This window comes from Desulfitibacter alkalitolerans DSM 16504, assembly GCF_000620305.1.
In the GTDB taxonomy this organism is placed as follows: Bacteria; Bacillota; DSM-16504; order Desulfitibacterales; family Desulfitibacteraceae; genus Desulfitibacter; species Desulfitibacter alkalitolerans.
In genome coordinates, this window is sequence record NZ_KK211101.1 from 275,336 (window position 1) to 298,992 (window position 23,657).

Genomic DNA, 23,657 nt, shown 5'->3' on the forward strand with positions numbered 1-23,657 from the left:
GACACATGGGAGATACAAAATTATGTTTAACGAAAAGATAAATGTTGCAAAAGGTTTTCAAACCTCAGTCAACATTGCCTATGATTTATACAATGATGAAAAAGTAAGAAACTTTATCCCAACCATGTCGTCCTTTGATGTTATAGAAGATGTGCTCCTTAGCACGACCAAAAGCGCAACTCAAAGGGCAAGGATATTGATTGGAGCCTACGGTAGGGGTAAATCGCACATAATTCTTGTGCTGATGTCACTTCTTTTCAAAAAAGATGTGACTTTATTTGATATGCTCTTAAAGAAAATGAAAATACACAACTCAATGCTTTATGAATTTGCGGTTGATTATATAAAAAGTGATAAGAAACTGCTCCCTATTATTGTCAGCGGAAGCAGTGCAAGCCTTACTCAGTCTTTCCTCAATGCTTTGCAGCAGGCTTTAAGATCGGAAAACTTAGCTGATTTAATGCCTGAAACCAATTTTAAGGCTTCTATCAACACAATAGAGCTTTGGAAGCAAAGCTACCCGGATACCTACGAGAAATTTGCTCAGACCTTAAGTGAGCCAGTGGATAATTTTATCCTCGCATTGAAAGAATATGATGTTAATGCTTATGAACGTTTTGAGAAGTTATATCCTACCCTTACCTCTGGTAGCACCTTTAATCCCTTTCTCGGATTTGATGTTGTAGAACTTTATGAAAAAGTAGTAGATAAGCTTCAGACGAAAGGTTATGATGGTGTTTACATTATATATGACGAGTTTAGTAAATACTTAGAGTCAAGCATCGCGAGTGCTACTATCAGTGACATTAAGCTGTTACAGGATTTTGCTGAGAAGTGTGACCGTAGTGGAAACAAACAAATTCATTTAATGCTTATTTGTCATAAGGATATTGCCAATTATATCGACAACAGCCTACCGAAAGAAAAAGTGGATGGATGGCGTGGTGTGTCTGGTAGATTTAAGCATATTAATCTACATAACAACTTTTCCCAGATGTATGAGATTATTTCTGCTGTTATTAAGAAAGACAAGGCGTTTTGGAATAAGTTTTGCGAGGAAAATAAAGACAGATTTGACGATTTGACTCAACGTTTTACTTTGAACGGAGTATTGGATGAAAAAGACGAAAATATGGTGCAGACAGCAATCAAAGGCTGCTATCCTCTGCATCCTATTTCAACGTTCATATTACCAAGATTATCGGAAAAAGTTGCTCAGAATGAGCGGACCTTGTTTACCTTTCTGTCATCGGATCAGAAGTACACCCTATCTGCGTTTCTGAAAACAGCAGAGGGTGATTTTCCTATGCTTACTCCTGATTACATTTATGACTATTTTGAGCCACTACTTAGAAAAGAGCCTTATACGAGCGAAACGCATAAGCTGTATAAGCTCACTTCTAATGTACTTCGAAAGGTTGAACCGGACTCTCTTGGAGCAAAGATCATTAAGACAATTTCGCTTATTTATATCATCGAGCAGTTTGAAAAACTGCCACCTATTTTTAATATTATCGCTGATACTTTCAAAGATAGTGTTGGAGATACCAAAGAAATTAGTAAAGTATTGTCCGAACTGATTGATAAAGAATGTATCGTTTATCTAAAGCGTAGCAACAATTACTTAAAACTCAAAGAAAGTAGCGGTGTAGATATCCCTGGTGAGATAATAAAGACCATTGAGAAAAATAAAAGTACATTAAGCGTAAAGGAGATTTTGAATAAATCTACCTTTGACAGTTATATGTATCCGACTCGCTACAACGACGAAAATGAGATTACACGTTATTTTGACTTTATTTTTATCGACAGTAATGAATTTTGGGCTGTAGAGAATTGGGAAAGGAAAATCGAAGGAACAGATGCAGACGGAATGGTTTACGCCATAATCCCTAATAGTCAAGAAGAAATAGACATTATTAAAAAAGCGTTATTAAGTGGCCAGCACAACCACAATAGAATTGTCTTTGTTGTCCCAAATATCTATACCGAAATTGAAAAGATTGCCTATGAGTATAGCGCAGTAAAGCAGCTTAAATCTCTTGTGGTAGATGATGACTTGCTTTCTGATGAATACGATATTTATATAGAGGATTTAGAGGAAGTTATAGGTAGTTTTATATTTTCTTACGTAAGACCTGAAACAGGTGGTGCGGAATACTTTTATATGGGTGAAAAAAAGAATTTGTACCGTAAAGCACAGATTTCTGCACTTCTTTCAGATATTTGCGAAAGAATCTATCCTTATACGCCAATAATCAATAATGAGTCCATAAACAAAAACGTTTTGCCTACGGTTGCTATCAATAGCCGTAAGAAGTTAATTTCAGGACTTTTAGAGAACGAATTAGACACGAACTTAGGATTGACGGGGACAGGACAAGATGTATCCATTATGCGAAGTACATTGATTCAAACAGGAATTTTGCAGAATGCAGACAATGTACCTGTTATTAACTTAAATCCTGATGATGCAAATATGCGGAATATGCTGACTACTATACAGAACTTTTTTACAGGTGCTAATGTAGGTGGCGGTCAGAGTTTCCGCGTGCTTTATGATACATTAACTCTTCCACAAAATGGTATTGGATTGAAAAAGGGAGTTATCCCGATTTATATTGCTGTAGTGTTACATCATTGTAAAAAGAACTTGGTTATAAAAAATAAAGGCAACGAGGTAAGAATTACAGCTGATCTTTTAAACAGTATAAATGAAAATCCTGATGAATATTCGGTTTTCTTAGAAGACTGGAACGAGGAAAAAGCAAAGTACATGACGGAACTTGAAAGCATCTTTAGTGAATATGTTATTGAGAAGGAAAAGGCCTATAACAGCTTTTCCTTTATTGTGTTTGCTATGAATCGTTGGTATATGTCGTTACCAAAGTACGTTAAAGAAATGAGTAAAATTTATTGTGGTATCAATAGCAAGGAGTCTAATAAACCTGTTCCGAGAGAACAAAAAAAGTTTATTAATAGCTTAAGACAGATTGATAACAATTCCAGAGAATATCTTTTTGAAAAGATATTTACTTTCTTTGGAATGAATGAGTTTAATCTCATGATTCTTAATCATATAAAAGCAACTAAACAAGCTTTTGATATGGCAAAGGGCAACCTTATCAATGTGCTAATTTCTGATGTGAAAACTATATTTGGAGGACAGAACACGAAAAATGCAAGTCTCACATCTGTTATTAAGGATTGGTATGAATCTCTTGGCGAAAATACCATCAATTATCTGTTTACTAATAACGAAAGCAAAATCCTTGAGCTGATGAAGTCAATTACCAATGATGAAGTAACGTTTATGGAACGCTTAGGCAAAGCTGTCACATCTTTGAGGATTGATGATTGGAATGCAAACACTATAGAAATGTTCTTAAAGGACTTAGCTGCCTTTAAGGAAACTGTAGAGGACTTTGATAAAAATTATGCGGATAGTAACGAAAATGCTTCCGAAATGTACAGGATTGTTTTTGTAGACAAAGATGGTAGCGAGGTAGTTAAGACGTTCAGTAAGACAAAATATAGTGACAGAGCAAAACTGCTCTTGAACGAAATTACAACTTCGCTTGAAGAAATGGGGCAGGCTATTTCTGAACAGGAAAAGCGTCAGGTCCTCATGGAACTGCTTGAAAAGATGTGTTAGGAGGGGTTGACATTGAATAAAACCGTTTACTTTGATAATGCAGCCACAACATTTCCAAAGCCTGAAGAAGTGTACATATTCATGGATAAATTTTACCGTGAGTATGGAGTTAATGTGGGTAGAGGTCAACACAAACTGGCTTTTACCGCAAGTAACCTGATAGCAGAGACAAGGATACTCTTGCAAGATTTGTTTCATTGTCCCAACAAAAAGGTGGTCTTTACCCATACAGCGACAGAGGCTCTAAATATTATTTTACAGGGTTTACCTATTGGTGATAATTATAATATTTATTTATCGCCTTTTGAACACAACGCCGTAACAAGGGTAATAAACTATTTGCAAAGCATTTATAAGCTAAACATCCATACGTTAATGGTGGATAAGACAACTTTTACATATGATTTAGAGAAAATCAAGTACCAGTTTGCAGAGAATAAGCCCAATATAGTTGTAGTAAGCCATGCAAGCAATGTGTGCGGTGTTGTGGCTCCTATTGATGATATTTGTGTTTTATCAAAGGCTTATGATGCTATCAATATTATTGATATGTCTCAAACTGCCGGACTGATAGACACTGATTTAAGCAGTGATGCTTTTGACTTTGCCGTGTTTGCCGGTCATAAAACATTGTACGGTCCATTGGGCATAGCTGGCTTTACTTGCTCAGGTAAAGTGAAGCCAGCACCATTACTTTATGGCGGGACAGGAGTAGATTCTGCAAATCAGAGCCTGCCTGAAACAATACCTGAAAGGTATGAGGTGGCAAGTCCAAACATCATGGCAATTTCAGGATTAAATGCAGCATTAAAATGGATTGATAAAGTTGGTATTAAATCCATTTTCGAAAAGGAAAAGAAAAATCATAAAAGGTTGTTAGAAGTATTAAGGAATTTCGACAATATTAGAATCGTCAGTCCAACTAATGAAGACACAACAATAGGTGTAGTATCCTGTGTATTTGACGGTTACAGTAGTGACAGTATCGGGCAAATTTTAACTGAGCACGATATTGCGGTTAGAACCGGACTACATTGCGCCCCATCTGCACATCAATTTTTAGGCACTTTCCCTTCTGGTACTGTACGGTTTAGTGTTAGCTATTTTAATGATGATAGCGACTTTGAAAAGCTACAAGAAGTGTTAGAGTATATAGAGGATAATGCTTAGAGGTGAGTATATGAGAGAAACTGAATTCGAAAATTTTTTAAATGCCGATTCTAACATTGTCAGCAAAACAAAGGCAGTACGCTCACGGATTAGCAAGGCCAGAATGGTAGAACGTCATTTTAATATCTCACTCAGCTCTGAAGAGTAAAAATTTTTCGGAATAATAATAAACAAAAACACCCCAAAATGTGCTAAATATGAGATAATATAACTATTGAAATGTAGAAAAATAGTACATTTTGGGGGAGATAAGCTTGGTGACCAGAAAAGAAAAAAGAGAGCAGGAAAAAGGCACAAATTATTTTTTCGAGTTTATCAAAATCAAGAAGCATTTTTTCAAAGAGTTTACAGACAGACTTAAAAATATAAAAGACCCCAGAAATCAAAGTTATATAACATACGGCCCGGAAATTATATTATTTACAATGCTATTGAAAAACATGGCAGATTTAAAATCAATGCGGAGCATGAGTAATAGTTTTAATAAAGATGAATGTATCGAAAACATACGGAAGGTATTAGGACTAGAGGTACTGGAAGAATTGCCTCATTATGATACAATAAACGATTTTTTAACAGGATTAGAGTTATCAGAACTGGAAAATATCAGAACATACATGATAAAAGAATTGTTAAAAAAGAGATGTTTTGAGGATTACAGAATAGAGGGGAAGTACTGGGGAGTTATTTTTGATGGAACAGGGCTGTATTCCTTTGACCAGAAGCACTGTGAACATTGTTTAAAGCGAGAATATACGAATAAGGAAACAGGGGAAACAAAAATTATTTATATGCACCATGTACTTGAAGCAAAGCTAGTAGTAGGGGACATGGTTTTTAGTATAGGAACGGAATTTATAGAAAATGAAAATGAAGAAGCAACAAAGCAGGATTGTGAGATAAAAGCATTTTACAGGCTGGCAGAAAAAATAAAGCAAACGTACAAGAGACTGCCTATATGTATATTAGGAGATAGCCTTTATGCATGCGAACCTGTGTTCAGCCGTTGCGATCAATATGATTGGAAATATATTTTCCGGTTTAAGGAAGGGAGAATAAAAAGCATTGCGGAAGAATTTAATGCAATTAAAGAAATAGAAGAAGGTAAAGAACAGGATCTATTTTGGGTAAATGACATAGCATATAACAACAGAACCCTAAACCTAATTGAAGCGAAGATAGATACGGAAGATGGCAAAAGTAAACAGTATTTATTTATAACAAACATTAAAGTAACAAAAAGAAACGCAGAAAGGCTTATTGCTGCCGGGCGGAGCCGGTGGAAAATAGAAAACCAGGGGTTCAATAATCAAAAAAACATACGGTACCATATTGAGCATGCAAATAGTCATAATTATACTGCCATGAAGAATCATTACCTGCTAACACAGATAGCGGACATACTGGTGCAATTGTATGAAAACGGGTCAAAAATATTGAGGGAACTGAAAAAAGCGGCAAAAGAAATATCCTCAAACCTGTTAGAAGCGATTCGCACCCGCACATTAACAGATGAGGATATAGCACTGTTGGCAAAACCCATTCAAATAAGGTTTACCTAACAGTATCATTATAGCAAGGATGTGATGCGAAGGAAAGCAATTTTGAGGTGATCCACAATTAAAAAAATAAATGGGCAATTTTGTGGATTACTCTTTCGGCTAAAAAAACAGGTTTGGCAATTGGAAAATTTTTACATATATGTTTTGAGATATTTTGCTATTTAAGAGAAATCTAATTAAGTTTACTCTTCAGAGCTGAAAGCGGAAAAAGCCGGGTTAAATGTGAGTACCGGCAAACTGGAGGCGCATTATTTAGCCGGCGGTAATGTGGACCGGGTGGTAAATGCCTTAATTGCTGCCGAGCGGGCCAATATTCCCCTGGCTTTTGAACGGGCGGCCGCTATTGATTTGGCCGGGCGTAACGTTTTGGAGGCTGTGCAGATGAGTGTTAATCCTAAAGTCATTGAGACTCCGATCATAGCCGGCGTGGCCAAAGACGGGATTGAGGTAAAAGCAAAAGCAAGGGTCACGGTACGGGCCAATATTGACCGCTTAGTCGGGGGCGCCGGGGAAGAGACCATTATCGCCCGAGTGGGTGAAGGGATTGTGACTACGGTTGGCTCCAGTATATCTCATAAAGAGGTACTGGAAAATCCCGATAGAATATCTCATACGGTGCTGAGCAAAGGTTTGGATGCCGGGACGGCTTTTGAGATTCTTTCCATTGATATTGCCGACGTGGATGTGGGGAGAAACATCGGCGCCCAGCTCCAGACGGATCAGGCGGAGGCGGATAAGAGGATTGCCCAGGCTAAGGCGGAAGAACGCCGGGCCATGGCGGTGGCCAAGGAACAGGAAATGAAGGCTTCGGTTCAGGAGATGCGGGCGAAGGTGGTAGAGGCGGAAGCCCAGGTCCCCGAAGCTTTGGCGGAAGCTTTCCGCAGCGGCCGGCTGGGCGTTATGGATTATTATAATATGCAGAATGTCTTAGCGGATACAAAAATGAGGGAAAGTATCTCCGGTATGGGTAAAGAAGGCGGTTCGGTATTGACCGACCCGACGAAGAAATAAGTGAATAATTTGCAGGTAAAGAAATTTTGAAATCTGTTCGAGGGTGAGGTGAGGGTACCATCGATATATTTGGGATTGCCTTGTTGGTGTTGTTTTGGATTTTATCCAATGCTGCGAAAAAGAAGACTCCTCCCCGGGGTCGTCAACCCTGGGATGAGGCCAGAAGACGACAGCCGGTTCCGCCGACCCAGCCTATGATGGAACCGGAACGGGAAATTCCCCGGCCTATTTTTGAACCCAAAAGGGAAGTTTCTCCACCGTTTAGGCCTTTCCCCAAACTGCAGGATTTAGGAAGAGATCTTAAGGAGGCTCTGGAGGGTGAATTTTTTCCGGAGGAAAAGGCGGCAGAAGAACCGGTTTTTGAAAGAAACGTACCGGCACGAGGAGAAACTTATCGCCTAAAAAAGAAAAATTTTCCGCCACCGGTCATTCCTGAAATTATGGCTGAGGAAACAATACCTTCATTTAATGATAAAAAACCGGTAAATTTAACGGAGTTGTTATCTTTGAGCTCCCAAGGGGTGGTGCAGGGGATAATCATGTCGGAAATCCTCCAGCCGCCTAGATCTAAACGCCCATTAAGGTATTAGCATTTGTAAAATGAAGGGATGTAAAATGAGAAACAATTATTCAAACTGATTATTTAGTGTCAATTTTCAAAGATGATGGAAGAAATTTCTAAATTCTTTGGTAAAGTATTTAATGCAGAAACCCAATAAAATTAAGGATTCTAGCATTCTGCAAATAACTAAAGTATTAACTTTTATAACTAATCTAATGCATGGGTTTATCCGATAGCTAACAGCTACTAATACTTTTGATTCTTTAAGTGAGAGGATAAGCGGCGAAGCTTCTAGATAACATCTTCTAATATTTATATGGCAGTTAAAACCCACTTGAATCAAGTATATTGTTTATTATTAAACTCAGTCGAAAGGATCTAACCGCATATGCGATGTAGCTGCCAATATGTATGGGAGTCAAGCGGGCAAACAGTTATGTAAGGCGTAAAAAAGCTACATTATAAAAGCACTGATGACAATAAGCTTTTACTAAAACGTTTCCAAGTAATGGAAGAAGAGATCCAGGAGATTCTGACTTTTTTGATTGATAGCTTAAAGGTAAAAATTAAAACCTAACTTAATCATACAAGAGGGAGGTTGCTTGATTGAGAAGTTTAAAGGTAATTATTGCCGAGGATGAACCTGTTATTCGTTTAGATATTAAGGAATTGTTGGAAGAGAATGGACATAGAGTTGTTGGAGAAGCTTCTAATGGAAGGGAGGCAATAATAATAAGTAAGACACTAAAACCAGATATTGTTTTAATGGATATAAAAATGCCGATAATGGATGGTATCAGTTCAGCATGGCACTTATATAATCAAAATATTGCACCGGTTATACTTTTAACAGCATATTGTGATAATGAATTTATTGAAAAAGCAAAATATGCGGGTGTTATAGGATATTTAGTTAAACCTGTTAATGAATTAAACTTGTTTCCTGCATTAGAAATTGGATTGACAAGATACAAAAAATATGTTAAAGTTAAAGAAAAGTACAATACAGTAAGTGAGCAATTAAAAAATAGAAAGGTTATTGAAAAAGCTAAGGGTATTTTAATGGAAAAGGAAAATATCAAAGAAAGTGAAGCGTATGATAAGTTAAGGATTATAAGTATGAACAAAGGCAAAAGTTTAATAGATATATCAAATATGATAGTATTAAACAGTAAAGAATAATAATTAACAATAATAAATATACAGACATCTAGAAATTTACTATTGGTGTTTGTAATAGGCAAAGAAGCCTTAACTATCAGGTCTGAGGTGAAACCTGATAATTAAGGCTTTTATTTTTGTAAAAGTCTAAAATACATTAAGTTAAGGAAGGAAAGGAGCGTAATTCGTTGATACTAAAAACAAAATTATTTGGAACAAGTTATCAGTTTAAAACTTTGAAAGAAGTGCTTGCTAAGGCTAATGAAGAAAAGTCAGGAGATAAATTGGCGGGGATAGCTGCGGAAACTGTAAAAGAGCGAATTGCAGCTAAAGTAGTTTTGAGCGAAATGGTTTTAAGTGATTTGAGAAATAATCCTATAATACCATATGAAGATGATGAAGTAACAAGAGTTATACAGGATTCCGTTAATGTTAAAATATATAACCAAATTAAAAATTGGACTGTTAGTGAACTTAGAGAATATATACTTAGTGAAAAATCTACCGGTGAAGATATAAAAAAGGTTAGCAGAGGATTAACTAGTGAAATGATAGCTGCAGTAACTAAATTAATGTCAAATTTGGATTTACTGTATGGAGCTAGTAAAATTAACATCAGTGCCCACTGTAATACTACTATTGGTTTGCCAGGAACTCTTTCTATTAGGCTTCAACCAAATCATCCTACGGATAATATAGAAGGTATTCTAATATCTGTAATGGAAGGGTTGAGTTATGGAGCAGGTGATGCATTAATTGGATTAAATCCTGTAGAAGATGATGTAGATAATGTATTAAAAGTATTAAACGCATTTAATGATTTTATAACTCAGTGGAACATTCCGACGCAACAGTGCGTATTGGCACATATAACTACACAAATGGAAGCAATAAAAAAGGGAGCACCATCTGATTTAATATTTCAAAGCATAGCTGGATCTCAAAAAGGAAATGAAGCCTTTGGAGTAAACGTTGAATTGCTTGATGAGGCAAGAGAGTTAGCACTAAGGGAAGGTACTTCTACCGGACCTAATGTAATGTATTTTGAAACAGGGCAGGGATCGGAGTTATCATCAGAAGCAAATTTTGGAACAGATCAGGTTACTATGGAAGCAAGATGTTATGGATTAGCAAAAAGATATGAACCATTTATGGTAAATACAGTAGTTGGGTTTATAGGACCTGAATATTTGTATGATAGTAAGCAGGTAATAAGAGCGGGCTTGGAAGATCATTTCATGGGCAAACTTACAGGTATACCAATGGGATGTGATTGTTGTTATACAAATCATATGAAAGCAGATCAGAATGATATAGAAAACCTTGCCGTACTTCTTACATCTGCGGGTTGTAATTATTTTATGGGCGTTCCTTTTGGAGATGATGTTATGCTTAATTATCAATGTACAGGATTTCATGAAGCCATATCTTTAAGGAAACTTTTTGGATTGAAGCCTACAAAAGAGTTTGAAATGTGGATGGAAAGTATGGGCTTTATTCGGAACGGTAAACTCAAAAAAAGATTTGGAGACCCATCAGTATTTCTTAAATAAAATGCTGGGAAATAACCCAAAATAAATTAATAATGTATTGCAAACTGTATACTATAAAAAATCTAAATCAAATTAACTTATAGTAGCTAGAAATTAAAAAATCAGAGGTTATAAAGGAAGGCGTTGAAGATGGAGGAAGAAGTTTTAAGTGTAGGTATAGATATAGGAACTTCTACCACTCAATTAGTTTTTAGTAAATTATACATTAAAAATGAAGCTTCAGTAGCATCTGTCCCTAAAATAAATATAGTCGGCAAAGAAATAATTTATAGAAGTGATATATATTTTACACCTTTAATTTCAAATACTGAAATAGATGCGGATAATATTAAAAAAATAATTGAAAATGAGTATGCAAAAGCAGGAATAAACTATGGTGAAATACAGACTGGTGCAGTGATTATTACAGGTGAAACTGCTAGAAAAGAAAATGCAAGTCAAATATTGCATTTATTAAGTAATATAGCAGGAAATTTTGTTGTAGCTACGGCCGGTCCTGCACTTGAATCAATTATTGCGGGAAAAGGTACTGGTGCGGAACAGCTTTCAAAAGTTAATTTTAAAACCGTTGCAAATTTAGATATTGGCGGAGGCACAACAAATATTGCAATATTTAAAGATGGAAATGTTATAGACACTGCTTGTTTGGATGTTGGGGGAAGATTAATTAAGTTTAAGGAAAAGACAAATAAAATTATATATATATCAAAGAAGATTAAATATTTGATTGAGCAGGAAGGAATAAGCTTAAAAGAAGGCATGTTCGCTGACGCAAGTGAACTGGATAAGTTAATGAAAAGAACAACAAGCATAATAGATGAAGTATTAGGGTTTAAACCTATTTCTCCAATGTTGGAAAAGATGTTGGTTGGGAATGACCTAAAAAGGAATTATAAAATAGATTATGTTATTTTTTCTGGAGGGGTTGCAGATTATATATATAACAATGAGAGCGATGACTTGTTTAAATTTAACGATATAGGTCCTTTGTTAGGAATGTGTATAAAAGAGTGTAGTGTAATTAGTAAAGATAAGATAAAAAAAGGCAGTGAGACTATTCGTGCAACAGTTGTTGGGGCAGGGATACATACTACAGAATTAAGTGGGAGTACGATAACATACAGCCCGGGAATACTGCCTTTAAGAAATATACCAATACTAAAATTATTTGGCAATAATCAGGAAGAAGATTATGGAATACTAGATAAAGTCATAGAACAAAAAATTAATTGGTATCTATTGGAAAATGAAATTCAACAATTGGCAATAGCTTTTAAAGGTTTGAAAAATCCGAGTTTTGAAATGGTTCAGTTTATTGCAAAAAAAATAATCAAAGGTATGCATAAATTAATAATTAATAATAAGCTAATAATTGTAGTTATAGAGAATGATTTTGCAAAAGTATTAGGGCAGACGATTTATCGGTTGTTAAACGGCAAATACAAAATAATCTGTATTGATAGCGTTAAATTGGATAACGGTGATTATATAGATATTGGCAAGCCTGTTGCAGACGGTAGAGTGGTACCAATCATTATTAAAACTCTTGTTTTCAATTCATGAATGAAAGATTTGTAGGAGCTTGAGAACAAACAATTTAATTAATGCTATGATTTATTTTATAAAAAAACATGGCCAAATTTTAATTCTGCTATTGGGTTGGGATTTTTATCCTGTAACTGCATAACCCAAACAGCCATAAGGAAATAAAGGAGTGTTATCAAAACATAAATATCTTAAAGAATTGGCAAAAAAATAAGAAAGGGTGGGAAAAGAAGTGAAACTAAAAACACGACTTTTTGGAACAAATTATCAGTTTAAAAGTGTGAAGGAAGTATTAGCAAAGGCTAATGAAGAAAGGTCTGGCGATACCATGCTAGGCATTGGTGCTGCATCAATGAAAGAAAGAGTTGCAGCAAAAGTTGTCTTAAGTGAGTTAACTTTGGAAGACATACGAAAAAATCCAGTAATTCCTTATGAAGAAGATGAAGTAACGAGAGTAATAGAAGATATGGTAAATGAAACAATTTATAATGAGATTAAGAACTGGACAGTAGGTTATTTGAGAGAATGGGTGTTAGATTATAAAACCACCGATGCTGAAATAAAAAGGGTAGCTGCCGGACTTACACCTGAAATGGTAGCGGGGACAGCAAAGCTTATGTCAAATATGGATTTAGTATATGCTCCAAGAAAAATAATAATTGAGACAAAAGCCAATTACACAATAGGTAGACCCGGAACACTATCATTTAGAATTCAACCTAATCATCCAAGCGATAGTGTCGATGGGATTCTTCTTGCTGTAATGGAAGCATTGACATTTGGATGTGGTGATGCCCAAATAGGAGTGAATCCAAACGAAGACACTGTTGAAGTTACCAAAAGATTAATGCATGGAATGCATGATTTTATGATTAAATGGAACATACCGACTCACACATGTATATTGTCGCATATTACAAATCAAATGAGAGCAGTGGAGGAAGGAGCTCCCGTATCACTTTTCTTCCAGAGTATTGCGGGAACGGAGGATGCAAATAAAACATTTGGGCTGAGCATGAAACTTTTAGATGAAGCGACTGAAATAATTAAACACAAAGGGACTGCTGCTGGGCCAAACTTATGGTATTTCGAAACTGGCCAAGGGGCTGAAATGTCATTGGGTACTGATCACGGAGTGGATCAATTAACATTGGAAGCTAGGAAATATGGTTTTGCACGAAGATATGCTCCGTTTAGCATTAATACAGTAACTGGGTTTATAGGTCCTGAGGTAACATATGATGGCAAACAAATGATCAGAGGTGTTTTGGAGGATCATTTTTGTGGCAAAATGTTAGGCATGCCTTTGGGAATGGGATGTGTTTATACAAATCATGCTAAATTAGATATTAATGATCAGGAAACCGCTACAATGCTTACAAATTTAGCGGGAGCAAATTATTTTATAGGTGTCCCTATGGGAGACGACGTAATGTTAAGTTACCAGGATACAAGCTATCATGATAATGCTACATTGAGAGAGATGCTGGGACGTAAACCTGCAAAAGAGTTTCATCAATGGATGATAGAAATGGGTTTTATGGATGAAGATGGTCATTTAACTTCTAAGGCTGGAGATCCGTCAGTATTTATAAAATAAGGAGGGAGAGCAATGTTGTCCGAAAATTTAATCCAAGAAGTAGTTGAAAAAGTTCTAATGGAAATAAAAAAGAATAATGGTGAACAAAGTAGTTGTGAAGCGTGTAAAGCAAGTGAGATACGTGAGACGTCATGCAATTTGGAAGATGCTTATATTGAAGACATTACTGAAATTGATATAAAGGGACAGATTCTTATACCTAATCCCGAAAATCTTGAAGGATTAAGAAAAATGAAAGAAACTACTCCTGCAAGAATTGGAGTATGGAGAGCTGGTCCCAGGTATAAAACCCAACCATTATTAAGAGTAAGAGCCGATCATGCAGCAGCTATGGACGCAGTATTTGCTGACGTAGATGAAAAGTGGGTAAAAGAAATGCAGATGTTTTCAGTAACCACACTTTGCAAAGATAAAGACGAGTTTTTGACCCGACCGGATTACGGTAAAAATTTCTCGCCCGAAACTATAGAATTAATCAAAAGTAAATGTAAATTAAAGCCTCAGGTTCAAATAATTATTGGAGACGGTTTGAGTTCTAGCGCAATAGAGGCTAATGCTAAAGATACAATGGCTGCTATGATACAAGGATTAGAAGGATTCAGAATAGATATTGGAACTCCGTTTTTTATAAAGTATGCAAGAGTCCCTTCAATGGAACCTATTAGTGAAGCATTACAAGCAGATGTTATGTGTTTGCTAATAGGCGAAAGGCCAGGTCTTGTAACTTCAGAAAGCATGAGCTGTTATATGGCATATAAAGCTTATATCGGAATGCCAGAAGCAAAGCGAACTGTTATTGCAAATATTCATAAGGGTGGGACACAAGCGTCTGAGGCTGGAGCTTATATTGCAGAAGTATTGAAAAAAATGCTGGATAATAAAGCCAGTGGGTTGGACCTAAAATTATAAATTGTAAAAAGCAATTAATAAAATGAGTTAATAATCAGTTATCGAAAAAGCACAAATAAATTTTGATAAAGAGTATTCTTGAGAATTCGAGAAGGAGGTAAAAATATGAAAGGGGATTTAATTCGAACTAAGATACTTAGTGCTAAATTAATTCCTAATGTAGACATTGATATTCTTAAAGAATTAAAGCTACCTGATAACCACAGGAGTATTGGCATGATTACATGTGATGGTGATGATGTTGGTTATACTATTTTAGATGAAGCTACAAAAAAAGCAGATGTGAAAGTTGTATATGCTACTTCAATGTATGGTGGTGCAGCTAATGCAACAACACTAATTGCTGGAGAATTTATTGGTATAATTTCTGGTCCAAATCCCGCAGAGGTAAGAAGTGGATTAAATGTTGCAATAGAATTTGCTAAAACTGGTCCTTGCTATTACAGTGCAAATGATAATGATTCAATTATATATTATGCATATTGCATCTCAAGGACGGGATCTTATTTATCTGAATTAGCGAATATTAAGGAAGGAGAGCCATTGTCTTATTTAATAGCACCTCCCATAGAATCAGTATACGCTATGGATGCAGCATTAAAGGCCGCTGATGTTAAAATGGTATCTTTTTTTGGACCTCCATCACCCACTAACTATGGAGGAGCGTTATTGACAGGAAGTCAGTCTGCCTGTAAGGCTGCTTGTGATGCATTTGCCGATGCAGTAATATATGTTGCTGCGAACCCACTTAAATTTTAATCAGACTGGTGTTAAAAGATATTTATTTATATTAAGGAGGATTTATTATTATGACTAATGCTTTAGGTATGATAGAAACCAAAGGTTTAGTAGGTTCCATTGAGGCATCAGACGCGATGGTAAAAGCTGCTAACGTTTACTTAATTGGAAAGGTTCATGTAGGAGGCGGACTTGTAACTGTTATGGTGCGTGGAGACGTCGGAGCAGTTAAAGCTGCCACAGACGCGGGTGCTGCTGCTGCCCAGAGAGTTGGCGAACTTATTTCCGTACACGTTATTCCTAGACCGCATAGTGATGTCGAAATGATTCTTCCTGATGATTACAAAAAAATGGCTAAGAACGAGTAAGAGAAATTAAATTACAGTTTTTAATCATGGAGGTAAAGATGTGAAAACATTAATTTCTGTTGCTGAGATTAAGAGCATTGCAGGTGCTGGTAAGAGAATTCTTTATGTGAGACCTAACACGCTTATAACACCTGCAGCTAAAGACGCTGCTATTGAATGTAAAATTGAAATAAAAAATGAATATGTTCCTCAGGATGAAACCATGGAGGGGAAAAAAATGCCGGAATGTTGCGGAATTCCGGCCGTTAGTTCTGAACTGATTTCTAAAATTATTGTGGAGGTAATGGCAAATCTTTCTCAAGTATGTTCCAAAAAACATGTTGAATGAATATCGGAATACTATTACCAACCAGTAATAGGAAGTATATTACTGCATAATTGGTTATTTTCTTGCTGAATAATAATTATGATTCTGCTGCAAAAAGTACCAATTTGCAATTTCGTAGTGGATCTTTTAAGTTGCTCTACTATATGTATCATGGCAAAGGCCAAAATAGGGGTTTCTGCAGCAAAATCAATTATAAATTAATTTAAAAAATGGAGGATATGCAATGGAAAAAATTGGAGCATGTGTAATATATCTAATTATGGCCTGCGCGGTAGCGGGTGCATTTGCATCCATTCGCAACGATGAAGAAGGTTTAGGAGCGGAATTTTTGGCAGGATTGCATGCAATTGGATATTGCTTTATTCCAGTATCGGGGGTTATGGCATCACTTCCTTATCTAACCAAGTTTGTAGCCAATATATTTGGACCTACTTTTGCTTTAATTGGTGCTGACCCTGCTATAGCAGCCACTACTTTTATTGCTGTAGATATGGGCGGTTATCAACTTGCTGATGCTTTAGCACAAACGAGGGAAAGCTGGATTATGGCTATGATAACAGGATACTTGGCAGGAGCAACCATCGTATTTAGCATCCCTGTAGGATTAGCAATGATTCCTAAACGAGATCATAAGTTTATGGCACTCGGTATAATGTCAGGTATTCTTGCCGTGCCGATAGCAGTATTTGTTAGCAGTATAATTATAGCATTAACAAAGCCCTATGTTAGAGAAGTTATCTCAACAGATGCGGAAGCATCTTACCAGCTTATTCTTAGTTTTGGAACAATAATGATGAATTTAATACCATTAATAGTTATTTGTGTTGCGATTGCTATTGGACTAAGATTTGTTCCTAATACTATGATTAAAGGTTTTTTGTGGTTTGGTAAAATTTTGGATAGTGGTGTTAAGTTAGTATTGGTATTTTCAATAGTTGAGTATTTCACAGGTGCATTTTCTACAATTTTTGGTTCCTGGGGATTCGATCCTATTATTGCAGATAGTGAGGACCAGGTTCGAGCCTTAGAAGTCGTTGGTTATGTCGGAATAATGTTGTCAGGTGCATTTCCGATGGTATACCTAATTTCAAAATACCTTGCTAAACCATTAGAAGCCATTGGAAGTAGATTTGGAATTACTTCTGCATGTAGTGCTGGATTACTGGCAGCTGCTGCAAATGCCATTGCGTTATTTCGTATGATTCCAAATATGCCTGCCAAAGAAAAGGTGATATGTATTTCTTTTGCAGTTTGTTCAGCATTTTTGCTTGGTGACCATTTAGCTTTTACTGCAAACTTTCAGCCTACAATAATTGTTCCGGTTATGCTAGGAAAGATTATAGGTGGTATAGCTGGTGTTGTTTTGGCCTTATGGCTTTCTGTACCAAGAGCTATAGAATTAGAAAAGGAAGAAGGCACAGTAGCTACTACATGCACGAATTGTACAACCGTTTAGTAAACATGCTGTAACACAACCATTTGTATAATATGTCTTTGTAGTTGCTTCTGGGGGGTATAATATTTTTGAAGAGCTAGCTAAATGAAAATGCAATGTTGGACATAGAAAGGCCATTGCTATATCATTAAGAAATGAGATTTTAAGATTTTGGATAGTTGTTGAAAAGGGGCTCTGCACTGATTAAATCAGTGCAGAGCCAGGGATTGATTTGGCACATACTTTAAAAAAAGACTATTTTATGAAGTTCCTGAAGTTCCTGTAAGATCATTATTATGGTTTAAGAAAAGAGGAATTTCTAAATGAGTTTAAATGAACTATGTAAGAATTTAACAAATTTATCTAAAGATGATATTGCTATTCTGGAACATTATGATTCAATTATTCAGTCTATTGCTGATTTAAATGTATCAAATATATTTGTTGATTGTCTTCTAAAAAACAAAACAGATTTTGCTGTAGTGGTAAGTGAGGCTAAACCGAGAGATGTAAGCTCTTATAACTATGTTAATTGGGTAGGTAAAATCATTAAACGTAAAGATGAACCAGGAGTTTTTGAAACCTTAATAAAAGGTAAACCAACATACAATATATTAGGAATAGCAACTTTAAAAGAATTAGGAAATGTAAAAGAAAAAATTCAGATTTACTCAAGCACTGTCCCCATAAAGAATCCAGAAAATAAAATTATTGGCTGTTTAATAATGGAAAAAAACATGTTTGAAGATGTTGAAAAAAAATATCGCTTTGATAGTTTTTCAGAAAGTAGTGAGAAATTTTCTGAAATATTGTTTGATGTTACGACAAAAGATGGTGTTTTTACCAATATTATGGATGAAGGATTTATTATTTTAAATTATGATGGGGAAATTACTTATTCTAATCCAAAAGCAAATGATTTATTTCTCAAATTGAATAATTATGAAAGTATAAATAATATATCACAAACATTATTTTATGAGAAGGTTGATTTTAAGAAGATTGCAAAAGATAGTTATTCTCGTATATATGAGTTTAGATGCAACAATATGGAGTTACAGTTAAAAACTATTCCTGTAAGGAATAGTAATAGTTTTAAGGGGGCCATTGGTGTTATAAAGGATATTACAGATATAAAGGAAAAAGAAAAGGAAATAATATTAAAATCTGCAATGCTGCAAGAAATGCATCATAGAGTAAAAAATAACCTTCAAACCGTGGCGAGTTTGCTTAGATTACAATTAAGAAGGATTGATAGTATTGAAGCAAAGAAGGTAATAAATGAAAGTATCAATAGAATAATGAGTATTGCGGTAATTCATGAAATTTTATCCCTTAATGTGGACGAAAAGATTAACTTAACCAGTTTAGTGGAGTCTATTTTAATTGTAAATAATAAAAATTCTTTCTATAGTTCAAACAATATTGAATGGGCCGTTTCGGGTGAAATATTTTTATTAAAGTGCGATACAGCTATTACTTTGGCACTTGTAATTAATGAATTAGTACAAAATGCTTTGGAACATGCATTTATAAACAGGGACAAGGGGATGTTAAGTATCCATATCCTAAGCTCTGAAGAGGGATATTTAAAAATAATTTTTAAAGATAATGGTGTAGGATTTGACGAAAAGAGTTTAGCTCAAAAAGGGTTAGGTCTACAAATTATTAAAATGTTAATAAAAGAGAAACTTAGAGGGACTATTGAATTTAAGAACGATAACGGTTCTTGTGTTATGATCTCATTTAAGGAATAGGTTTTTTATAAATTGCTTTAAAAGTTATATAGCAAAAATGAGAATGGATGTCTGCAGACAAAGTAAAATATATTGCTTTTGCTGTATGCTCGGCTTTTCTTTTTGGCGATCACTTAGCATTTACAGCCAATTTCCAACCTACCAGGATTGTTCCTGTTATGGCAGGCAAGCTTTTTGCGGGACTTACTGCTGTCGGGTTAACCATTTGGCTGTCTGTGCCAATGGCTATTAAAATTGAACAAGAAATGCAAGGATAATATTGATTGCTTCCGAACCAAGAGGGGTGTCATATTTTTGAAGAAAAAGTATATATTAATGTGATAGCTAATTTCCAAGATTTTTTTGTATGATTTTTGCTTAGTCCCTTTTATAATTAAGTATAACTAGGGAAGTAAGGTATTAATACTCATTCAAGTCATTATTGACTTAATATGAACTGTAGTTTGAAAAACTAGATATCCCGGGGCTAGGAATGGTAAGTGTTTTAAAAATGGCATGGTTTTTGCAATATATATTTAGGGAAGATTTGAATCGAAACACATGGATGGACCGAGCTCTGAAGTAGAAATTTTCCATATTTGATCCTACAAGCAACTAGAGGAGGATGATGCGATGACTAATGCATTAGGAATGATTGAGACCAAAGGTCTGGTTGGTTCCATTGAAGCAGCCGATGCCATGGTTAAAGCCGCGAATGTTTATTTAATCGGTAAAGTACATGTGGGAAGTGGACTTGTCACAGTAATGGTAAGAGGAGATGTTGGTGCTGTTAAAGCTGCCACCGACGCCGGAGCTGCCGCAGCTCAGAGAGTGGGAGAGTTGATATCTGTACATGTTATTCCTCGGCCTCATGCTGATGTGGAAATGATTCTTCCTGACAATTATAAGAAATTTGTCAAAGCCGAGTAGTAAATAGAAGACGGGGTTTGCAGTCAGGAAGGCAGCAGGCCCCGTAAGAATTTCGAAGAAAAGCGCAGGGCCTCTACTGTGGAATAGCTTCCTCCAAATGATGCGGTGCTCCCGGATATGATCTTTATTATTTTATGACTTAAAGAAGTCAAAGATGACTTACTGGTGTAAGGTGCCACTGATCTTGGAGGGGTTGCGATTTAGGTTTGGGGGCATGTCCTTTGTGGCAAGAAACAAAATGTGCCCTGATGGTTTATGATTTCTAATGGTCATAAGGAGTTGAGTACCTGATGGACGAGAATGAAAAAAAACAGCGCATGATTCAAGAATATGTTCCTGGCAAGCAGGTAACCCTTGCCCACGTCATTGCCCATCCGGTGCAGGAGATTTATGAAAAGATGGGCCTTCCCGAACGGGGGGCAATTGGGATTTTAACTCTTACCCCTGGAGAGACGGCAATAATCGCCGCAGATATTGCTACCAAGGCAGCAGAGGTGGAAATCGGTTTTCTGGACCGGTTTACCGGGGCCTTGGTGATTGTGGGGGATGTGGCCAGTGTGGAGACGGCCTTAAAAGAAGTAAACAATTTTTTGGAAAGCCATTTGAATTACGCACCGGCGAGGATGACGAAGTCATGAAAAAAATTACCCGGGTGATGTTGGTAGGGGCTGTGGGAAGCGGGAAGACCACATTGGCCAGAGTACTAAACAAAGAAGAGACGGAGACGGTTACCAAGACCCAGTCCTTGGAGTATTCCGCATGCTCCATTGATACCCCTGGCGAGTTTGTGGAGAATCCTTTCTACTACCGGGCTTTGTTTGCCACCTCTTTAGAAGCGGATGCGGTGGTTTTCATTCAAGATGCCACCAGGAACAGGTCCATTTTCCCCCCCGGTTTTGCCGCTGCTTTTTCCAAGCGGACCATCGGGGTAGTGACAAAAATTGATCATCCTCAAGCGGATGGGGAAAGAGCTAAGAGTTTTTTGAAAAGCCTGGGCCTTAATGGATCTATTGCTGTGGTATCCGCCTTCACAGGAGAAGGAATCGAAGAAATCAGGAAAATCTTAAATTGGGATTAATCTTTCGAGGGGAGGTAATTATTTTGAATTTATCAGCGAAGGTTTATAATAAGTCGTTTACCTTCAAAAGTGTGAAAGAAGTTTTAGCCAAAGCCAATGAAGAGAAGTCAGGTGATATGCTGGCCGGAATTGGTGCGGAATCTGCGTCGGAACGGGTGGCAGCTAAATTAGTGCTGAGCCGGTTGACTCTGGAAGATATTTATAATAATCCGGTGATTCCCTATGAAATTGATGAGGTGACCCGGGTGATCTATGACGGTTTAAATATTGCTATTTACAACAAATTTAAAAACTATACCTTGGGTCAATTGCGGGATTATATTTTAGACAGTGACACTACTAATGAGGACTTAAAGCAATTAGGTCGCGGTTTAACCAGCGAGATGATTGCGGGGGTCGCGAAAATCATGTCCAATCTGGACCTGGTCTATGCGGCGAAAAAAATGAGAATTCAAGCCCATTGCAATACTACCATCGGTGTCCCGGGGACCTTAGCTTTCAGAAATCAGCCTAATCATCCCACAGACAGTGTCCCAGGGATTATGGCATCCATTAAAGAAGGTTTATCCTTTGGTTCCGGTGATGCGGTGATCGGCATCAATCCGGTGGAAGATAATGCGGAAACCGTAAAAAGACAATTGGAAGCTGTAAAAGAATTTATGCATAAGTGGGAAATTCCTACCCAGGCATGTGTACTGGCTCATGTGACCACTCAGATGAAAGCCGTTGAATTGGGCGCGCCGGCCGATCTCATCTTCCAAAGCATTGCCGGGACACAAGCGGCAAATGACGCTTTCGGGGTGACGGCGGAAATTTTAACGGAGGCTTATGCTTTAGCGGAACGGAAAGGTACCGGTACCGGACCAAACCTTTTGTACTTTGAGACAGGACAAGGCTCCGAAATTTCCCTGGAATGCCACCACGGGGTGGATGAAATGACCTTGGAAGCACGAACCTACGGGTTTGGACGTAAATTTAAACCCTTCATGGTGAACAACGTATCCGGCTTTATTGGACCGGAAACCATTTATGATGGGCGGGAAGTAATCCGGGCCGACATGGAAGACTTATTTATGGGTAAACTCCATGGACTGCCCATGGGTATTGCTCCTTGTTATACCAATCATATGAAAGCTGATCAAAATGACCAGGAGATCGGCACCATGTTATGTGCGATGGCGGGGGCCAACTATTTCATGGGAGTTCCGGGCGGAGACGACGTGATGCTCAGCTATCAGGATACCAGTTATCATGACGACGCCAGTGTCCGGGAGATTTTGGGACTGAGGCCGCTGCCGGAATTTGAGAAATGGCTGGAGAAAATGGGCATTATGGAAGACGGCCGTCTCACCAAGATGGCGGGAGATCCGTCCATCTTTGACAAATAATTTGGGAGGTGACATGAAATGGGAAGAGATGATCAAATGGAGAAATTAATCATCGAAAATGTGATGAAGGAATTGGCCAAAAGAGGACTGTTTGGCAGCGAAGCAGAGAAAGTTTGCCATGAAGCGGTAAAAGCGGCGGGAGCATCTGGCGCATCAGTATGCTGCCAGGAAGCGCCGATTGAAGTACCGGATATCAGTGGGGTATGGGTACCAAATCCGGTGAACTTAGAGGCCATTAAAGCGATGAAAGAAACTACACCGGCGAGAATCGGCTTGTTCCGGGCCGGAGCACGGCCCAAGACCGATGCCATGCTGAAATTTTTGGCAGATCATGCTCAAGCAATAGACGCTGTATTCCTGGATGTTGCCGACGAGTTTTTAAACAAGATGAATCTTTTTAGTGTTCAGACTGCCGCCGGTGATAAAGATGAATTCCTGAAGAAGCCTGATTTGGGGAGAAAGCTATCTGACGCAGGCAAGAAAATGGTTGTAGAAAAATGCCAGAAGAACCCTCAGGTTCAGATTCTCGTCGTAGACGGGTTAAGTTCGTCAGCGATTGAAGCCAACATTCCGGACGTTCTTCCTGTTTTAACTCAGGGCTTGACCGCAGCCGGCATTAAAGTGGGAACTCCCTTCTTTATTAAATACGGCCGGGTAGGGATACAGGATGAAGTAGGGATGCTGTTAAATGCGGATGTGGTAATTTCTCTGATTGGGGAGCGGCCAGGATTGGTAACTGCAGACAGCATGAGTGCTTATATGATTTACAAACCAAATGAAAACACCGTTGAAGCTGATCGGACGATGATTTCCAATATCCACAAAGGAGGTACTCCTCCTGCTGAGGCAGGCGCCCTTCTGGTGGATATTATCAAGCAGATCCTGGCTGCCAAATGCAGTGGAATGAAGTTGAACCTTCAGTAAACGG

Annotated in this window: 19 protein-coding genes and 2 pseudogenes; all 21 read left to right on the plus strand. The window is 37.3% G+C overall.

All coding sequences use genetic code 11. The annotated features are described in order from the left end of the window. The first annotated feature begins 22 nt into the window (after positions 1 to 22). Positions 23 to 3,655, plus strand: a complete 3,633-nt coding sequence (locus K364_RS0113185) for a DUF6079 family protein (RefSeq protein ID WP_035269272.1) — start codon at positions 23 to 25, stop codon at positions 3,653 to 3,655. A 12-nt stretch (positions 3,656 to 3,667) separates the two neighbouring features. Continuing rightward, positions 3,668 to 4,825: an aminotransferase class V-fold PLP-dependent enzyme gene (locus K364_RS0113190; protein WP_028308409.1), complete on the plus strand. Its 1,158-nt coding sequence runs from the start codon at positions 3,668 to 3,670 to the stop codon at positions 4,823 to 4,825. A gap of 257 nt (positions 4,826 to 5,082) precedes the next feature. Beyond that, positions 5,083 to 6,387, plus strand: coding sequence for a transposase (locus tag K364_RS0113200; protein WP_200769820.1), 1,305 nt, complete (start codon positions 5,083 to 5,085; stop codon positions 6,385 to 6,387). Between the two features lie 195 nt (positions 6,388 to 6,582). Then, a pseudogene (gene floA, locus K364_RS24090) lies at positions 6,583 to 7,398 on the plus strand (flotillin-like protein FloA); the annotation flags it as partial. A gap of 86 nt (positions 7,399 to 7,484) precedes the next feature. After that, positions 7,485 to 7,988, plus strand: coding sequence for a hypothetical protein (locus K364_RS0113210; RefSeq protein WP_028308410.1), 504 nt, complete (start codon positions 7,485 to 7,487; stop codon positions 7,986 to 7,988). A 578-nt stretch (positions 7,989 to 8,566) separates the two neighbouring features. After that, positions 8,567 to 9,142 (plus strand): ANTAR domain-containing response regulator, encoded by a 576-nt coding sequence (locus K364_RS0113215; protein WP_028308411.1) that lies wholly within the window; start codon positions 8,567 to 8,569, stop codon positions 9,140 to 9,142. 167 nt (positions 9,143 to 9,309) lie between these two features. Further along, positions 9,310 to 10,674, plus strand: coding sequence for an ethanolamine ammonia-lyase subunit EutB (locus K364_RS0113220; protein ID WP_028308412.1), 1,365 nt, complete (start codon positions 9,310 to 9,312; stop codon positions 10,672 to 10,674). Between the two features lie 129 nt (positions 10,675 to 10,803). Continuing rightward, the gene (gene eutA, locus K364_RS0113225; protein ID WP_028308413.1) at positions 10,804 to 12,237 is read left to right on the plus strand and encodes an ethanolamine ammonia-lyase reactivating factor EutA; all 1,434 of its coding nucleotides are present in this window, start codon (positions 10,804 to 10,806) and stop codon (positions 12,235 to 12,237) included. Between the two features lie 214 nt (positions 12,238 to 12,451). After that, positions 12,452 to 13,819, plus strand: a complete 1,368-nt coding sequence (locus tag K364_RS0113230) for an ethanolamine ammonia-lyase subunit EutB (protein WP_028308414.1) — start codon at positions 12,452 to 12,454, stop codon at positions 13,817 to 13,819. Between the two features lie 12 nt (positions 13,820 to 13,831). Further along, complete coding sequence (gene eutC, locus K364_RS0113235) at positions 13,832 to 14,728, plus strand: ethanolamine ammonia-lyase subunit EutC (protein ID WP_084295848.1); 897 nt, start codon at positions 13,832 to 13,834, stop codon at positions 14,726 to 14,728. 105 nt (positions 14,729 to 14,833) lie between these two features. Further along, positions 14,834 to 15,487: an ethanolamine utilization microcompartment protein EutL gene (gene eutL / locus K364_RS0113240; protein ID WP_028308416.1), complete on the plus strand. Its 654-nt coding sequence runs from the start codon at positions 14,834 to 14,836 to the stop codon at positions 15,485 to 15,487. A gap of 47 nt (positions 15,488 to 15,534) precedes the next feature. Beyond that, entirely contained in the window at positions 15,535 to 15,834 is a 300-nt protein-coding gene (gene eutM, locus K364_RS0113245; RefSeq protein WP_156946479.1) for an ethanolamine utilization microcompartment protein EutM, read from the plus strand. 40 nt (positions 15,835 to 15,874) lie between these two features. Continuing rightward, positions 15,875 to 16,162, plus strand: a complete 288-nt coding sequence (locus K364_RS0113250) for a hypothetical protein (protein WP_028308418.1) — start codon at positions 15,875 to 15,877, stop codon at positions 16,160 to 16,162. Between the two features lie 223 nt (positions 16,163 to 16,385). Continuing rightward, positions 16,386 to 17,618 carry an ethanolamine utilization protein EutH gene (eutH, locus tag K364_RS0113255; protein ID WP_028308419.1) on the plus strand — a complete coding sequence of 411 codons (1,233 nt, stop codon included), beginning with the start codon at positions 16,386 to 16,388 and terminating at the stop codon, positions 17,616 to 17,618. 302 nt (positions 17,619 to 17,920) lie between these two features. Then, complete coding sequence (locus K364_RS0113260; RefSeq protein ID WP_028308420.1) at positions 17,921 to 19,354, plus strand: histidine kinase N-terminal domain-containing protein; 1,434 nt, start codon at positions 17,921 to 17,923, stop codon at positions 19,352 to 19,354. Positions 19,355 to 19,410: 56 nt separating this feature from the next. Further along, positions 19,411 to 19,611, plus strand: a pseudogene (gene eutH, locus K364_RS0113265) (ethanolamine utilization protein EutH); the annotation flags it as partial. Between the two features lie 355 nt (positions 19,612 to 19,966). After that, positions 19,967 to 20,263, plus strand: a complete 297-nt coding sequence (gene eutM, locus K364_RS0113270; protein WP_028308422.1) for an ethanolamine utilization microcompartment protein EutM — start codon at positions 19,967 to 19,969, stop codon at positions 20,261 to 20,263. A 290-nt stretch (positions 20,264 to 20,553) separates the two neighbouring features. Next, a complete protein-coding gene (gene eutS / locus K364_RS0113275) occupies positions 20,554 to 20,901 on the plus strand; it encodes an ethanolamine utilization microcompartment protein EutS (RefSeq protein ID WP_028308423.1) in 348 nt (115 codons plus the stop codon). Then, positions 20,898 to 21,341, plus strand: a complete 444-nt coding sequence (locus K364_RS0113280; RefSeq protein ID WP_028308424.1) for a EutP/PduV family microcompartment system protein — start codon at positions 20,898 to 20,900, stop codon at positions 21,339 to 21,341. The genes eutS and K364_RS0113280 overlap by 4 nt, the downstream gene beginning before the upstream one ends. 23 nt (positions 21,342 to 21,364) lie before the next feature. Continuing rightward, a complete protein-coding gene (locus K364_RS0113285; RefSeq protein WP_028308425.1) occupies positions 21,365 to 22,729 on the plus strand; it encodes an ethanolamine ammonia-lyase subunit EutB in 1,365 nt (454 codons plus the stop codon). Between the two features lie 18 nt (positions 22,730 to 22,747). Then, positions 22,748 to 23,653 carry an ethanolamine ammonia-lyase subunit EutC gene (eutC, locus tag K364_RS0113290; protein WP_028308426.1) on the plus strand — a complete coding sequence of 302 codons (906 nt, stop codon included), beginning with the start codon at positions 22,748 to 22,750 and terminating at the stop codon, positions 23,651 to 23,653. Positions 23,654 to 23,657: the final 4 nt, after the last annotated feature.